At 73.2% G+C, this 15,905-nt stretch carries 11 protein-coding genes; 3 read left to right on the plus strand and 8 right to left on the minus strand.

The window, feature by feature from the left end; all coding sequences use genetic code 11:
* Positions 1 to 9: 9 nt before the first annotated feature.
* Entirely contained in the window at positions 10 to 1,275 is a 1,266-nt protein-coding gene (locus K1T35_RS38015) for an FAD-binding protein (RefSeq protein ID WP_220256541.1), read from the plus strand.
* 49 nt (positions 1,276 to 1,324) lie between these two features.
* Here K1T35_RS38015 and K1T35_RS38020 read toward each other — a convergent pair whose 3' ends face one another.
* The 6 genes from K1T35_RS38020 to K1T35_RS38045 all read right to left on the minus strand — a co-directional run bounded on the left by K1T35_RS38020 (position 1,325) and on the right by K1T35_RS38045 (position 8,775).
* Complete coding sequence (locus K1T35_RS38020) at positions 1,325 to 2,524, minus strand: MFS transporter (protein ID WP_220256542.1); 1,200 nt, start codon at positions 2,522 to 2,524, stop codon at positions 1,325 to 1,327.
* A gap of 95 nt (positions 2,525 to 2,619) precedes the next feature.
* Positions 2,620 to 4,020: a helix-turn-helix transcriptional regulator gene (locus K1T35_RS38025; RefSeq protein ID WP_220256543.1), complete on the minus strand. Its 1,401-nt coding sequence runs from the start codon at positions 4,018 to 4,020 to the stop codon at positions 2,620 to 2,622.
* Positions 4,017 to 5,486, minus strand: coding sequence for a dynamin family protein (locus K1T35_RS38030; protein WP_220256544.1), 1,470 nt, complete (start codon positions 5,484 to 5,486; stop codon positions 4,017 to 4,019). Before K1T35_RS38030 ends, K1T35_RS38025 begins: the two co-directional genes overlap by 4 nt.
* A 70-nt stretch (positions 5,487 to 5,556) precedes the next feature.
* Entirely contained in the window at positions 5,557 to 7,374 is a 1,818-nt protein-coding gene (locus tag K1T35_RS38035; protein WP_255621174.1) for a dynamin family protein, read from the minus strand.
* A gap of 87 nt (positions 7,375 to 7,461) precedes the next feature.
* Entirely contained in the window at positions 7,462 to 8,193 is a 732-nt protein-coding gene (locus tag K1T35_RS38040) for an IniB N-terminal domain-containing protein (protein WP_220256546.1), read from the minus strand.
* Positions 8,194 to 8,277: 84 nt separating this feature from the next.
* Complete coding sequence (locus K1T35_RS38045) at positions 8,278 to 8,775, minus strand: hypothetical protein (protein ID WP_220256547.1); 498 nt, start codon at positions 8,773 to 8,775, stop codon at positions 8,278 to 8,280.
* 249 nt (positions 8,776 to 9,024) lie between these two features.
* Here K1T35_RS38045 and K1T35_RS38050 point away from each other — a divergent pair, with 249 nt between their 5' ends.
* Positions 9,025 to 10,746, plus strand: coding sequence for an Hsp70 family protein (locus K1T35_RS38050; RefSeq protein ID WP_220256548.1), 1,722 nt, complete (start codon positions 9,025 to 9,027; stop codon positions 10,744 to 10,746).
* Positions 10,747 to 11,140: 394 nt separating this feature from the next.
* Positions 11,141 to 12,199: an IS110 family transposase gene (locus tag K1T35_RS38055; RefSeq protein WP_220256549.1), complete on the plus strand. Its 1,059-nt coding sequence runs from the start codon at positions 11,141 to 11,143 to the stop codon at positions 12,197 to 12,199.
* A gap of 970 nt (positions 12,200 to 13,169) precedes the next feature.
* On the opposite strand, the gene K1T35_RS38060 is transcribed toward K1T35_RS38055, so the two are convergent.
* On the minus strand, positions 13,170 to 15,230 hold the full coding sequence (locus tag K1T35_RS38060; protein ID WP_220256550.1) for an adenylate/guanylate cyclase domain-containing protein: 2,061 nt from the start codon (positions 15,228 to 15,230) through the stop codon (positions 13,170 to 13,172).
* The gene (locus K1T35_RS38065; RefSeq protein ID WP_220256551.1) at positions 15,227 to 15,889 is read right to left on the minus strand and encodes a Crp/Fnr family transcriptional regulator; all 663 of its coding nucleotides are present in this window, start codon (positions 15,887 to 15,889) and stop codon (positions 15,227 to 15,229) included. Before K1T35_RS38065 ends, K1T35_RS38060 begins: the two co-directional genes overlap by 4 nt.
* Positions 15,890 to 15,905: the final 16 nt, after the last annotated feature.

Consider the following 15,905-nt stretch of genomic DNA (forward strand, 5'->3'; position numbering starts at 1 on the left):
GTCGTCGCCGTGCTCTTCGACCAGCCGACTCGGGCGGCCGCCGCGGACGACTTCGGGCACCTCGTGCACCGCACACCGCATGCCGTGCTACCCCCCGCCTCCGCTGCCGACGTGGCGTCGGCGGTGCACTGGGCCGCCGACCATGGCCTGCGGTTCGCGCCGCAGGGGCGTCGGCACTCGGTGTTCGGCCGCTCGCAGGTGGACGGCGGAGTCGTCGCCGAGATGACGACGCTGCGGACCGTCCACGCCGTCGAGGACGACCGCGTGGTCGTCGATGCGGGCGCCACCTGGCGTGACGTGCTCGCCAAGACCCTGCCCCGCGTCCCGGCGGGCCTGCCCGACTACCTCGACCTATCGGTGGGCGGCACCCTGGCGGTCGGCGGCGTCGGTGCGCAGATCTCGCGGACGGGAGCGCTGAGCGACAACGTCCTCGAGATGGAGGTGGTCACCGGCCGGGGCGAGATCCTCGAGTGCTCCCACGGTGACCTGTTCGACGCAGTACGAGCCGGACTGGGGCAGATCGGGATCATCACCCGGGCGACGCTCGCCCTCGTCCCCGCCGCGACACACGTGTGCCGCCACCTGCTGGTCTATCCCGACCTCCCCACGATGCTCGCCGACCAGCGTCTGCTCGCCGGCGACGACCGGTTCGCCGCCGTCCAGGGCGCCGTGCTCGCCGCCCCGGACGGCGGGTGGACGTTCCGGCTCGACGCCGTGGCCGACACCGAAGCCGACCTGACCGGCCTGTCCGACGATCGCCGCCACGCACAGGTCGTCACGATGACGCAACTGGACCACCTCGACCGGCTCGCCCAGCTCGAACGGGCGCTGCGCGCGAACGGCCAGTGGTCACTCCCTCACCCGTGGCTCACGACGTTCGTCGGCGATGTAGTCGTGGAGGCCGTCGTCACCGCCGAGCTGGACCGGCTGACGCCGGCCGATCTGGGTCCCTTCGGCCAGGTGGTGGTGTCCGCGTTCCGCGGGCGGGCGGTCACGAGTCCGTTGCTGCGCCTCCCGGCGGACAGCCTCTGCTTCACGTTCAACCTGATCCGGATCCCGGCCTCGGGCGAAGCGGCGGAGCGGCTCGTCGCCGCCAACCGGGACGTGTACGAGCGGATCCGGGATGCGGGCGGCACGCTCTACCCGGCGAGCGCCCTCCCGATGTCAGGCGCGGACTGGCGCGACCACTTCGGGCCTGCCTTCGACCGGTTCGGCGCGGCGAAGGAGGAGTTCGACCCGGGCCACGTCCTCACACCGGGCTACGAGGTCTTCTGAGTTCCCTGGTGGACGTGAGGGTGTGCGGTCGGCGCGATCTGGTCGGCGCTCACGCTGGTCCGCCGCCGCCCGACAGGCGCCGGTCGATGAGGACTGCCGGGATCGTGGCCAGTGCGAGCACCGCGCCGATCCAGGGGATGGAGCCGATGCCGGCACCGGCCGCGAGGGCGGCCCCTGCGAACACGGGAACGAGGCTGATGCCCAGCTGGAACGCCGACACCGCGGTGGCCCCAGCGAGGGTCGGCGCACCCGCGGCGATGGTGAACACCCGCCCGTAGATGGCCGGGTTCAGCACGAATCCCGCGACCCCGAGTAGCGCGACGAGCAGGACGACGGGCACGACGTGCGAGCCGAGCACCGCGAGCAGGACGGAGCTCGCCGCGATCCCGATCGCCCCTGCCAGCAGCGCGTGGAACGGACGCGCGTCTGCGATCCGGCCCCCGACCGAGAGGCCGAGGAGTGCGCCGACGCCGAAGAGCGTGAGGATCGGGGGCACCCACACCTCGGCGATGCCGGTGACACCGGTCAGGAACGCCGCCAGGTAGTTGTAGGAGATCATGTAAGCGGCCGTGCTGAGCAGCGTCACGCCGTAGACGAGCCACAGCCGCGGCCGCGCCATCGTGCGCAGCTCCCGCCGCACATCGGGCCTCCCGTCCGCGCGGGTCTCCGGCACCGCGACGAGGGTCGCGACCGCACCGATCACGGTCAGCACCACCACCGCCCAGAACCCGCCCCGCCATCCCGTGAAGTAGCCGAGCAGGGCGCCCGCCGGCCCACCGACGATCATGGCAAGGCTCAGCCCGCTCACGACCACGCCGGACGCGCGCGCCGTCCGCTCGGGGGTGACGAGCCCGACCGCGGTGACGGCGGCGGCCGCCCAGAACCCGGCATAGGCGAGACCGGCGACGAACCGGGTGGTCAGCAGGAACCCGTAGTGGTGGGTGAGGAGGCCGGCCGCCACCGACGCCGCGAAGACGACCTGCGCGGTGACCAGCGTGATCCGGCGCGGCCAGCGCAGGGTCGCGACGGCGAGCAACGGCCCGCCGACGACGACCCCGGCCGCGAAGGCCGAGATCATCGCGCCGGCGGCGGGCAGCGTGATCCGCAGGTCGTCCGCGATCGCCGGCAGGACCCCTGCAACGAGGAACTCCGCGCTCCCCATCGCGAACAGACTGAATGCGAGCAGGTAGACCGCCAGCGGCAGCCGTCCGCGGGCGGCCGACGCCCGCGGCGAGGTTCGAACGTTCATGCGCCACACGCTCGGTCCGCCCGTGGCGCATCACCAACAATCGTTGCCGATACCGGGACCATGTCGGCTCCAGGTACCGGTACGTCCACTGCTCCTCACAGCCGGGATCTGAGTGCGGACATCAACTCCGCCCGGCCCGCCACCGCCAGCTTCTGGCGCAACCGCGCCACGTGCTGTTCCACCGTCTTCGGCGAGATGTAGAGGCGCGCGCCGATCTCGCGGTGGGTGTGGCCGTCGAGGATCAACCTGCCGATCTCGCGTTCCCGCTCGGAGAGGCCGTCCGGCCCCGCGGCCCGGTCGCGCCCGCCCTTGCCGCGCCACCCGCGCCCCGCTCCCAGCAGCTCCCGGGCCGTCGTGGGATCGTCGGTGCGCCTGGCCGCGGCGGCGCACAGCGCCGCCGCCTCCCACGGCCGGCCGGCCGCCACGAGCCGGTCCCCGGCCCCGCGGACGGCCGTCGGGTCGACGCGGCCGCCCAGCACCTCCGCCCACGCCCGCGCGCTGCCCGCCAGCGCGGTCAGGTAGGCCGACCCGCCAGGAAAGGCGGCCGGTGCGGCGTATGCGGAGCCGGTCGCCGCGGCGCGTTGCACCTGCCACCACAGCCCGGAGGCGAGGGCCCACGCGGGCTGTCCGGCCCGTCTGATCGCGGCGTCGATCGCGGTGGCGATCGACGCGGCGGCAGGCGCGGAGACGGTCGCGGCCGACACCGACAGCTCGCCCCAGAGGTCGACCTGCAGGATCTCGACGTCCGCGCCTGCCACGACCGGGGCGATGCGGTGCCACGTCCGCGCCACGACCGCCGGGTCGGCGGTCCGGCGGGCGAGCCCGGCGCTCACGGCTGCCACGAGCAGGGCGTCGCGGCGCAGCACCGGACCGCCCGCGGCCGCGGCGAGCCCCGCCCGTGCTTCTGCGAGGCGTCCGGTGCGCAGGTCGAGCCATGCGACGAGCAGCAGGCGCCGAAGTCCCGGATGGCCGTCGTGCGCCGCGAGCATCGCGCGGGCGGTGTGGTCATCGCCACTCGCGAGCACCACCTCCGCGGCAAGCTCCGGCCATGGTTCCACCGCGAACGGATCGGGCGGCACGGTGGCCGCCGCAAGACCCGTGAGCCGGGTCGCCGCGCCTGCCAGATCGCCGTCAACCGCGTCGAGCACGGCCTGCACCCCGTTCAGCAGCACGGTCACACCGCGCGGTGCCGGATGGGTGAGCCCGGCGCGGGCCCCGGCGAGCTCGGCGGTCGCCGCGTTCCGGTCACCGGTGAGCGCTGCCGTCAGCGCCGCCCGCCCGCGGGCCTCGACCGCGGCCACCCCCTCGACCATCTCCGCGACCCCGCGCCAGCGCGCCGTGGCATCGCCCAGCGCGCCGTCCGCGGCCGCCGCAGCGGCAGCCACCCCGGCCGCTCGCGGGTCGAGCGCCGCGGCGAGCGCCCGGTCGGCCGCCTCGATCGCGGTGATCGCGTCCCCCGCGCGCCATGCGCGATCGGCCAGTGCAGCGTCGTTCATCGTCTCCCCCCACCGCTCGTGACGAGCAGTCCTTCACAGGTGCGCACGACCACCCGGCACACGTCGGCGGCGTTGCGCCGGAACATCGGGTTGGCGGCATGGCGCTGCCAACGCGCCACCGCGGCCCCTGCGGCGGCGCGCACGGAACCAGCGTCGGCGTCGCCGGGCAGCCCGAGACGGGCGGCCGCGCCGCGCCCGCTGTCGCCGAGCAGCCGCTCTGCCTCGCCGACGAGGTCTTTCGGCAGCCGCACCGCGCCCGCCCTGAGCGCGCCGAGCGCCCGCAGCTCGGTGAACTCGTGGGCGCCTGCCAGCACGCGTTCGAGCTCGGCGGCGAGAGGCCCGGGGCGCCCGTCGGCGCGCAGGACCGACTCGATGGCAAGCAGCGCCGAGCGCGCCTTGAGCACATCGCGCCGCTCCGCGAACTGGACGCGCAGCACCCGCTGCAGCTCGGGCAGGCCGCTGCGGTCGACCAGCTCGGTGGCCATGGCGTCCGCGGTCCGCGTGCCCTGCCGGATGAGGGAGACAGCAAGCCGGATCCCGTACATGCCGAACCGGCGCAGCAGCTGCTCCCGCGACGTCCCGGTGGCGAGCGGCTCGCCGCCGAGGAACCGGTCGACCGACATCAGCGAGCGGTCCAGCTCCTCGCGTGGGATCTCCGCCAGCGCGGCGAGCGCCTGGTACTCAGCCTGGCGCAGGGTGCGGCCGGTCTGGGCCAGCAGCCCGGCCACCGCGACGACGTCCTGGCACAGCGCACGCACGGCGGGCTCCCCGCGGTAGCGCTGCGCGATCGCGCGCGCCGAGAACATCGCGTCCACGCGGCCGGCGCCGATCTCGTCGGCCCGGGAGATCACCGCCATCGCGTTCACCGTCGCGGCCCTGGCCACCCCCTGGTCCCGGAACGACTCGAGGAACTCCGCGTCGGCGGTGTGCAGGTGGCGCATGAGGTAGACGACCGCGTCGGCCTCGGTCGGTGACTCGTCGTCCGGATCGAGGAACGTGACGGTGCGCCGGGAGTTCTCCGTGGTCAGCGACGCGATGCCGGGGGTGTCGATCAGGGTGAGGGTGCGCAGACCGGACGACGGCCAGTCGACCACCACTCGGTCCAGCTCCTCGGCCGGCGTCGTCCCGAGGTCGATGACGAGCGCGCCGTCCTCCCGGGCGACCGTCAGCGGCACCGCGGGACCGCGCAGCGGGTGCATGACGACCCGCGGCGTGCGCCCGTCCCGGAACCACGTGACGACCTTCGTGCACTCGCCGGCATCCGTCGGGGCCAGCAGGTCACCGACCAGGGCGTTGAGCAGCGTCGACTTGCCCGCCTTGACGCGGCCGGCGATCGCGACCCGCAGCGGCTCGTCGAGCCGGGCGAGCTGCCGGTGCAGCAGGGCCGCGGTCTCCGGATGCCCGCCGTAGGCCTGCAGGGCCATGCCGAGCAGCCGGCGCACGGCCTGGGTCAACGTAGCGCTCATCGCTCGGCCTCGCTGCGCTCCGCCGGCGCTTCGCGCGGGCACTGTGTCCATGATTCGCTCGCAAGCTCGCTCATGAGCGCACCAGCGCTTCCGCTTCCCGGCGCACCGCGGCAAGGCGCTCCAGCTCCGCGCGGAGCTCGGGCAGGCGCCGCTCACGTTCGCCGGTCGATGCCTTCACGGCACGCTCGGCCGCCTGCAGCGACTCCTGCAGCGACCGGTTCAGCTGCTCGGCCTGCGCGGTGAAGTGGTCGCGCAGGTCGCGCTGCACGAGCCGCAGCCGGTCGCGGGAGTCCTTGCCGACCTGGAACGTCACGTCGTCGACGTAGCGCTTCACCGCGGCGCGCGCCTCGGTCTGGCGCTTGGTGATCCGGCGTTTGCGCTCGTCGCCGATCTGCTTGCTGCCCATCGCGAGGCCGGCGCCGATGGAGATCGGGTTGATCATCGACAGCCCGACGAGGGTGCCGAGCATCCCGAACATCAGCATCCCCATGTATCCGCCCTTGACGCCGGTGAGCACCTTGGACCCGACACCCCACTTATCCTCGGTGCGGACGGCGAGGGGGCGCACCGAGCGCAGGGCATCGGAGGCGTCGGACCGCAGTGCCGGCAGCAGCTGGTCCTGGTCGTCGGAGAAGTGCCGGGCCACCCGCTCGGCGAGCACCCGGGACCGCTGCGTCGCCCAGATGAAGTTCGCCGAGGCCGCCCCGACCACCTCCTGGTGCACCCACCGGGAGAACTCCGGCCACGAAGGAGCGGGGTCGCCACCGTTGGTGATCTCGTCGTCGGCCGCGCGCGTGATCTCGCGCATCCGTCCCTTGAGGTCGTGGTCGATGTCGGCGTTGAGGTCGGCGACACCGTCGTTCAGCCGCTGCTGCCAGCGCGCAGAACGCTCCTTAAGCTCGGCAGCGCGCTCCCGGGCAGTCACGAGCTGGGCGACGAGCGCCTTGGCCTTCTCCGGGTCCTGCTGGGCCGCGAGCTCCGCCTCGAGGCTGCCTGCGATCTGCCCGGTCACCGCGAGCACGTCGTGCACGACCGACCGGCGGGCCAGCCGGTCCGCTCCGGCGAGCACCTCCTGACGCAGGACCTTCACCAACTCCGGAAAGCCGGACTCGGCGTTGACCTCGGTGTCGCCGGACCGCACCGCCTCCCAGCGCAGCGTGGACGACACGGGGAAGAGCCGCGCGGCGATCCCCGCCTTCTCCAGGTGCTCCCGGTCGATGTCGGCGATGCGCCGCCACTCCGGGTAGAGGTCGATCTTGGTGAGCACGCACAGCACGTTGGGGCACACGGCCGCGGCCTGTGCGAGGAAGGCCAGCTCGGGGGCGGTGAACTCCTGGGATGCGTCCGACACCAGCACCACGGCGTCGGCCGTCGGGAGCGCGGCCGTGGTGGCGGCACTGTGCGCGGACGACAGGCCCCCGACGCCCGGCGTGTCCACGATCTCCAGCCCGCCCGACAGCACCGGACGCGGCAGCCCGACCTCGACCTGCACGAGGCCTTCCCGGGCGGCCCGGTCACCCGACTCGTCGACGTGGGCCGCGAGCTCCTCGACCCCGACCACGACCCGCTCGGTGTGCGCGTCGGCGGGGTCGTTGTCCGGTCCGGACGGCAGCCGGCGGACGAGGGTGACCGTCACCTCCTCCGCGTGGTGCACCGCCGTCGGGACGGCTGTGGCGATGTCGTCGGACACCGGGCACACCGGCGCCGCGACCAGGGCGTTCACCAGCATGCTCTTGCCCTGCTTGAACTCCCCGACGACGAGCACCCGCACGCGCTCGTCGGTCAACCGATCCCGCGCCGCCCGCAGGCGGGACGTCAGGTCGGGACGGTCGTAGTGCGCGAGCGCGGTCAGCGCGAGGTCGACGACCTCCACCGGGCTGCGTTTCACCGGGCTGCGTGTCACTGGGCTGGATGTCACTGGGCTGGTTGTCATGGGCACCTCCACGGTTCCCCCGACCCGCCGCCCGGTGCCGCCTCAGATCACGGCCGCGTCGAGCGTCGGGTCGAGGTCCCCCTCCTCCGCGGGGTCGGGCTCGGGCTCGGCCTCCTCGATGTCCGCCGTGTCGTCGACCGGTTCCACAGGGGGCTCCTCGACGGGCGGGGCGGCCTCGTCCGGCACGTCCTCAGGCGCCGGTGTCTCGACGCCTGACCCGTCTACGACCGGGGCGGGCGGCTGGTTCACCGCGGGTCCGGCGCCGGTTTCGACCGGGCCCGATTCGATGACCCCGATGGTCGTGGAGTTGTCCTGGATCGCGGTGACGACGTTGACGCTCTCGTCGTTGAACGAGTCCTGGATGACCGTGATGTCGTTCGTGGTCGTGGTCTGGGTGACGGTCGTGTCGTCATCGCTGATCGTGACGGTCGTGTCGCGGTCGTCGATGTTGACGATCGTCGTGGTCTCGGAGAGGAGGTCGGGTTCGCCGAGGGCTGGTGGCCCAGCGGCGTCGGGCCCTGGCTCGAAGTTGTCGGCCGTGAACGCCAGCTCCGCGATCGGGTCGTTGCCGCCAGGGGGCGGATCATCGCCCACCGCCTGAGCGCCGCCCTGATCGGCGAGCGCGAGGCGGGCGTCGCGGACGTCCTGGGCCGTGACGCCCTCGAGGCCGCGGTCTTCGAGGACGCCCTCGGGGTTCTGTTCGAACTCGGCCTGCAGCTCCTCGTCGCGGAGCAGGTCGAGCAGGAAGTCGATCACGTCTTGCATGCTGGGCATGTCGGGCTCCTCCCGGGTGGCATGGGGAAGCCGGCCCCGCCCGGTGCGGGCGGGACCGGCTGGACTTCCTACGGGCCGTGTCTGTCAGACGGCGAAGTCCGCGTCGGTGTCGGCGTCCTGTTCGGAGTCGGCGTCCTGCTCGAGGTCCTGGTCCAGATCGATGTCCTGGTCCTGGTCGCTGTCGTTCGAGCCCACGACCTCCACGTCGGCGTCCGCGTCGCCGCCGCTGGCGTCGGCGTCACCGGCATTGCCGCCGTCGCCACCGACCCCGGTGCCGTCGCCACCCTCCGGGTCACCGAAGTTGATGTTGAACTTGCCGTCCTGGTCGATGTCGCCCGCGTCGCCGCCGACGCCGGTGCCCGCGCCGCCCGCGCCACCGGCTGAGATGGCGGTGCCGCCGTCGCCGCCCACGGTCGTGGTGTCGACGTCCTGCGCCAGCACCTGCTCGTTGACCTGCGGGGCCGTGGACACGTCGGCGACCTGGGCGGCCTCCTGGTCCTGCACGTTCGTCAGGTCGAGCGCCGAGTCGATGTCGGCCTGCACGTTGTCGAGGATGTCGCTGAGGTTGAAGTCGCTTGGCACGGTGGCTCCCTCTGGTGATCGGGTTGGTTCGTCGTGTCTCGCCGTATCCGGCTGCCAACGAAGTTAGGGCGGTCCGAGGCCCCCGCCATCCGGTCCGATCCCTGTCATCCCCAGCTCTGACCAGGGGGTTTCCGGGTCGCGTCGGGGGGTGCCCCGGGATCGGCCCGGTACTTGCCGCGAACGCCGAACTCGTCCGGCCACCCCGGCGTAAGCAGGGGGATGGCGGGACCGGCAGCGCGAGGAGGGGTGATGGCGTACCAGGTGGGTGTCGATCTCGGGACGACGTGGACGGCGGTGGCCGTGTGCCGTTCCGGTGGCCAGGCGGAGCTCGTGCAGCTCGGCGAGCGGGCGCCGGCCGTCCCGACCGTGGCCTTCCTCGGTGACGGCGGCGACTTCGCGATCGGGGAGGCCGCCGAGCGTCACGCGGCCGCGGAACCCGCGCGCGTCGTGGCCGAGTTCACCCGGCGCATCGGCGATCGCACGCCGATCGTCGTGGACGGCCAGCCGATCGCGGCCGAAGCCCTCGCGGCCCGGTTCGTCGGCCACCTGCTGCAGCACGTGGCAGCGCGGGAGGGCGGACCCGCGGCCGGGGTGGCGCTGACCCATCCCGCAGGGTGGGGTCCGCACAAGCTGGGCCTGCTGCGGGACGGGCTGGCCGGGCACGGGCTGCCCGGCGTGGTCGTGGTGCCCGAGCCGCGGGCCGCCGCGGTCGGGTACGCGAGCGTCACGCGGGTGGAGCCCGGCAGCGTCGTCGCCGTCTACGACCTCGGCGGTGGCACCTTCGACGCCGCGGTCCTGCGCACGGCGGACCGCGCGGGCGGGTTCGAGCTGCTCGGCCGGCCGGAGGGGATCGACCGGCTGGGCGGAATCGACTTCGACGAGGCCGTGTTCGAGCACGTGCAGGCCGAGCTCGGGGCCGAGTGGGACGCCCTCGACCCGACCGATGACATGGTGCTCGGTGCGGTGGCGGGGCTGCGGCGGGAGTGCGTCGCGGCGAAGGAGGCGCTGTCGCAGGACACCGAGGCGACGATCACGGTCACGCTGCCGGGCGTGCACCGGCTGGTCCGGCTGGAGCGCGTCCGGTTCGAGGAGATGATCCGGCCCGCCGTCGAGGAGACCGTCGCCGCGCTCGGCCGCGCGATCGCCTCCGCGGACCTGGCCGGTGGGACCGTTCCGACGATCGTGCTCGCGGGCGGATCGTCGCGGATCCCGCTCGTGCGCGCGACCGTGGAGCGCGAGCTGGGCCTGCCGATCGCGGTGGGCATCGACCCCACGGGCGTGATCGCCCTCGGCACCGCGCTCTCCGCCCGCGACGCGAACCCCGCCCCCATGAGCGCGCCGTCGGCCGCGGTGACGCCACCCGCGGCCGATGTGTACCCCACCGAACCTCTCGAGGCGCCGCCCGAGGCGCCCCCCGTGCTCGTCCCCCCGCCGGTCGGGGTCCGCCCGTTCCGGGAGCCCGACACGGCGCGGCCCCGACGGTTGCCCGTGCTGATCGGCGCGGCCGCCTCGGGCGTGCTCGCCCTGGCGATCGGCGGGAGCCTGCTCGCCTACGTCACCCAGAACCAGCCGGTCACACCGGTGGGCTCGACGGCGGTGGCGTCCACGCCTGCGAGCCGGCAACCGGCCGCGCCGACGCTCGCACCGCCCGCCGACGCCCCGCCCACCGCTGCGCCGCCTGCCGCGCGCCCACGTCCGCGCGAGCAGGCTCGGCCGGGGGTGCAGCCGCCGACGACGACGGTCGTGCCGACCCCGGCCGCCGCGACCACCACGACCGCTCCGCCGGAAGAAGCGGTGGTCCCGCAGGAGGAGACGACGGTCCCGCCTGAGGAGACGACGGTCCCGCCGGAGGACGGCGACGAGGCACCGAGGGAGCTCGCCGACCCCGAGGCCGACCAGTCCTCGGAATCCGCCACGAGCCCCGAGGAGACCACGCAACCGGTCCCGCCGGCGACGAGCGACGGCGGCTGACTTCGATCGCCCGCCGGTCGAGTAGCGCCGGGCATACTCGACCACCGGGGACACCAGTGACCACATTCATTCGCCGGGTCTGGTCGGGCTCGCCACGAGCACGGTCGCGCAGACCCGTGGTGGTTGTGGGGCCTTTGGTGGCGCCGGGTCCTCATCAGGCCGGCAGGCTGCAGGGCCTCCGGTGGCACCGGGCCGTCAGCATGCCGGCAGGCCATAGGGCCTCCGGTGGCGCCGCGCAGTGTGCGGGGCCGCCCCTCCCAGGTCAAGGGCGCCTCCGGCGTCGCTTCGCGATCGCTTCGCGACCCTTGATGCGATGAAGGAGCGGGGCCTCCGCTCCTCGTGATCCCCGGTTCATGCTCGGGGTTGCTCACACCATCGATTCGAGGAGGCCCCTGTGAGCGCATCGTACGAGGGCACGCAGGTCGTGGGAATCGACCTGCACCGGCGCCGGTCGGTGTTGGTGCGGATGACCGAGACCGGGGAGCGGTTGGAGACGGTGCGGATCTCCAACGACCCGCAGTATCTGCGGCAGGTGATGGCCCGGGCTGGGGAGGCCCCGGAGGTGGTGTTGGAGGCGGCGTATGGCTGGTATTGGGCCGCGGACACGCTGGCCGAGCTGGGCGCGCATGTGCATTTGGCGCACCCGCTGGGGGTGAAGATGTTCTCCTACCGGCGGGTGAAGAACGACGAGCTCGACGCCGGCGATTTGGCGGATCTGCTGCGGATGGGTCGGCTGCCCGAGGCGTGGATCGCCCCGCCGGCCACCCGGGAGTTGCGCGGCTGGGTGCGGCATCGGGCCAAGCTGGTCGGGCTGCGCTCCAGCCTGAAATGTCAGGTGCATGCGGTGCTGGCCGGGGCCGGGGTGCAGGTGGGGATGAGTGATCTGTTCAGCCCGGGCGGGCAGCACCTGCTGACCGGCACTGGGTTGTCGGCCGAATCACGGGTTCGGATCGACTCCGCGCTGCGGCTGATCGAGCACTTGGACGTGGAGATCGAGGCGTTCACCAAGCTGATCGGCGGTCGGTTGCGCAAGCATCCCGGCTATCGGGCGATCCAACAGATCCCCGGGGTCGGGCCCATCCTGGCCGCGGTGTTCGTGGCCGAGATCGGCGACATCACCCGGTTCCCCGGGCCGGCCCAGTTGGCCAGTTGGGCCGGGCTGACCCCGAAACACCACGAGTCCGACACCACGGTGCACCGCGGCCGGATCACCAAGCAGGGTTCGCGGCTGGTGCGCTGGGCCGCGGTAGAGGCGGTGCAACGGGTCGGCCCGCACACCCGTCCCGGCGTGGTTCGGGACCGGGTCGCCGCCCGCCGGGGCCGCAACATCGGTGTGGTTGCCGGCGCTCGCGAGCTGGTCGAGCTGGTCTTCTACGGCCTGCGTGATGGGCGCATCCGTCGGCTCACCCCGGCCGCCCCGGCCACCCCGGCCACCCCGGCCACCCCGGCGTGAGTCGACCATCGATCGTGGTGGGCGCGGGTCGTGCAGGTCATGACCCCCATCCCAGGCGAGAGTCACGGTCCTGGGGATCACGGCGTGGTCGCCCCTTTGATTGACCTCGCCCACCGCGAACCGTCGTAGCACTCCATGCCTGATGGCGAAGGGATGACCGACAGCCCCCCACGTGGGCCTGTCCACCGCCGGGGCACCGGCACTGGAGCATGCACCCGACCCCTGATTCACTCGAACCCCTGGAGCCGCGAGATCACCCCGTTCTCCGCCCGTGAACAGCGTGCGCCGGCCGGCGTCGAGGTCAAGGACCTGCGGCCGCTGCGCGGTCGGCCCTGCGGGCCGATCCTTGACCCCGACGCCTCATCCCGGCGCGCCCACACACAGGCGCAGAGACCAAGAAGAAAGATCAGGAGCCACAAACCGGGGGTTGACCGGCCCCGCTCCTTCAGGGATGACCTGCGAGCCTCTGCGTCCCCTCTGGGCAGTAGCACGGGCAGGCCAAGGGCCTGCCCAGATGGGCGCGCGGCGCCACCGGAGGCGGTTCTGACGGGCATGATCGAGGCTTCGGCGCGTTCTCGGGCGAAAATGACCCGGGAACGCGCCGAACTGCTGATCAAGCCGCCATCCTGGGTCAAATGCGGCGATCAAGGCGAAATGGTCGCTAGATGATCTCCGATCACGACCATCAGCCCTTGATCACCGCGCTGACCTGCCGGTATCGGGTGCAGATGGTAGTTGGCGCGACCATGGACAACCGATACTGCAAATCATGCGGTCGGCGCCCGGGTGGCGGGCGGTTCCATCTGCAACAGGCTCACACAACGACCCGGGAACGCGCCAAATCGGCGATCTTGCCGCGATCGAGGCCCGAGCGACACCCGCGGCCGCCGCCGGGGCCGGGGCACACACCGGGCGGCCTCGGCGCACACGTCCGGAGGTGTGTGAAGACGTGAACATGGTGGTCACCGCACTAGGCCAGGCGTCGCGGCTCGCGGATGCCCTCGAGGACGAAGCAGTCGACCGGGTCCCGCTTGCCCGCCACCCGCACGGCGCGCCGCTCGGAGGTGCGGGCCGCGTCACCGAGCTGTGCCGCCGTGACCGCCGAGACGACGACCGTGCCCGGCTCGGCCAGCCCTTCGAGGCGGGCCGCGAGGTTGGTCGTGTCCCCGATCGCGGTGTAGTTGCGCATCTGGGCCGCGCCGATGTTGCCGACGAGCGCGGGGCCGGTGTTGATCCCCACCCGGAACCGCGGCCAGTCCCGCCCCGCTGCGGCCGCCTCCACCGCCCGGTGCAGGCCGAGACCCGCGCGGGCGGCGCGCAGCGCGTGGTCGGGTTGCCGGGTGGGCGCGTTGAAGATCGCCATGACGGCGTCGCCGACGAACTGCACGACGGTGCCGCCGTTCCCGAGGATCACCGGGACGATCGCGCCGTAGTAGGTGTTGAGCATGGCGACCACGGCGTCGGGTGTGCTCCGCTCGGAGAACGGGGTGAACCCGCGCAGGTCGGCCATCAGCACGCTGACCTCCACCAACCGCCCGCCGAGGCCGGCCTGGGCCGGGTCGGCGATGAGCGCAGTGGCCACCCCGGGGGAGATGTAGGAGCGGAAGAGACCGTCGAGCTGCGCGTACAGCCGCGCGTTCTCGAGCGTGACCGAGAACTGGCTGGCCAGCGACGTGAGCACGGCCCGCTCCGGCACCGAGAACCCGCCCGCCGGGCGGTGCGCCTCCAGCACGCCCGCCGCCCGCCGCTTCACCGCGATCGGCAGGGCGAACGTCGCGCCGTCGGGTGAGACGGTGGGCCGCAGCGTCGACAGCACGGTGAGGGTCGCCGCGTCGCGGGCGGGTGCCCCGTCGGTGAACGCAAGGGCACCGTCGCGGACGAGCCCGAAGCGCAGCCGGTCGCGCTGGAACGCCGCCTCCGCCACGGCCATGACCTCGTCCATGAGCTGGAGCTCGCCCCGGATCACGCTCGCCCGCTCGCCGATGGTGACCAGCCCGCCCAGCCTGCGCGTCTGCTCACGCTCGCGGCCCAACGCCTCTGCGCTCTCCTGCAGCACCTCCAGCTGCCGCTCGGTGAGCCCGAACTTGTGCGCGACCTCGGCGCCGATCACGGCACGGGACTCGCCCGGCTCGTCGTCGGCGCGCCGCCGCAGCGCGTCGACCATCTCCTCGAGCGCCTGTGAGTACTCCCGCTGCAGGGCAGCGATCGTCTGCTGCAGGGTCATGCTGTCGAAGAGGCCGAGCGCCGAGCCCTCCCTGCGGAACTGGGCGTGCACGCTCACCGCGATCAGCGCGAAGGCGGCGACCATGAGCACGTGCCACTCCCACCAGGTGAGGCGCCAGCTGCGGGAGAGCGCCACGGCGAGCATGGCCTCGCCGAGCAGCACGAACGCCGTGAGCACGCTGAGCAGCAGCACAGACGGCCTGCGCCGGTACAGCAGCAGGTACCGCACGGCGGCGGCGAGGTAGAACACGGTTCCGGTCGACGCGGCCAGCGCTGCCACCCAGTGCGTCTCAATGACGTCCGGTGCGACGTCCAGCGGGGGCAGCCGGGCGAACGCCGGCACCGACCAGCCGACCAGGAGCACCCACGGCAACGCGGCGAGCAGCCACTGCCAGCGCATCAGCCGCTCCGCCGCTGCCGTACGCAGCTGTGCCGCCGACGCGAGCGCGGCCACCGACCCGAGCACGAGCCCGAACGGGGTGGACGCCACGAACCCCGCGTTGCGGGCCTGGAGGATCAGGCCCGGCGTTGCGAGCGCATGCACCGCGAGGAATCCGGCGTTGACCTGGAACACCAGCGAGACCAGGAACAGCCGCGCGTCCCGGCGTCTGCGCACCGCGCGCATCATCACCACGGCGAGCACGAAGCACACGGCCGCGGTGCCGAGCACGAGCCAGAAGTGCACACCGTGGTGCTCGTAGTGCGCGTCCATCTCGGGGCGGGCCAGCAGCACCACCAGACCCAGCAGCGGCACGGCCGCCGGCGCGAGCCAGGAGAGCAGCCGTGACGTGACAACAGGTGTCGTCACTGCCCGGCCCGATCCAGCGCGACCCGATCCCGCACCATGATCCGGCCCCTGGCGAGGCTCAGCACACCCCGTGCGGCGAGCTCCTGGAGCACTTTGTTGGTGGTGGCCCGCGTGGTGCCGGCCATGCCGGCGAGGTCGTCCTGGGTGAGGCGGATCTCCGCGCTGCCGTCGGCGGCGACGTACATGCCGGCGAGGCGGGCGAGCTGACGAGCCACCCGGGCGTCGACCGGCAGGTAGAGCGCTTCGAGCACCATCGCCGACAACCTTCGCACGTGGCCCGCGAGCGTCTCGGTGAGGAATCGGTCGATCTGCGGATGGTGGCGGCGCAGCTCGTCGAGCTGGGAGCGGGTCAGGCTCAGCGTGTGCGCCTCCTCCAGCGCGACGACGGTGGCGGTCCGCAGCGACGCCGGGTCGAGCAGGGCGAGCTCGCCGAACGTGTCGCCGGGACCGAGCAGGGACAGCGTGGCGCTGTGCCCCAGCGGGGTCGTGACGTGCACCGCCAGCCGCCCGGACGTCACGATGTGGAACGTGTCGCCGGGGTCGCCCTCGTGGCAGACGATCTCGCGCGCGCGGAAGCGACGCGGGCGGCTCGTGGCGATCAGACGCTCGCGGGCGGCCTCACCCAGACCCTGCAGCAACGCCGAATGGGCTCGAGTCATGCATGTCCCCCCATGC

Source organism: Pseudonocardia sp. DSM 110487 (assembly GCF_019468565.1).
Taxonomy (GTDB): domain Bacteria; phylum Actinomycetota; class Actinomycetes; order Mycobacteriales; family Pseudonocardiaceae; genus Pseudonocardia.

Excerpts from the sequence above, each read along its gene's own strand:
- K1T35_RS38020 (WP_220256542.1), bottom strand. The coding sequence starts at position 2,524 with ATGAACGTTCGAACCTCGCCGCGGGCGTCGGCCGCCCGCGGACGGCTG.
- K1T35_RS38025 (WP_220256543.1), bottom strand. The coding sequence starts at position 4,020 with ATGAACGACGCTGCACTGGCCGATCGCGCATGGCGCGCGGGGGACGCG.
- K1T35_RS38030 (WP_220256544.1), bottom strand. The coding sequence starts at position 5,486 with ATGAGCGCTACGTTGACCCAGGCCGTGCGCCGGCTGCTCGGCATGGCC.
- K1T35_RS38040 (WP_220256546.1), bottom strand. The coding sequence starts at position 8,193 with ATGCCCAGCATGCAAGACGTGATCGACTTCCTGCTCGACCTGCTCCGC.
- K1T35_RS38050 (WP_220256548.1), top strand. The coding sequence starts at position 9,025 with ATGGCGTACCAGGTGGGTGTCGATCTCGGGACGACGTGGACGGCGGTG.
- K1T35_RS38065 (WP_220256551.1), bottom strand. The coding sequence starts at position 15,889 with ATGACTCGAGCCCATTCGGCGTTGCTGCAGGGTCTGGGTGAGGCCGCC.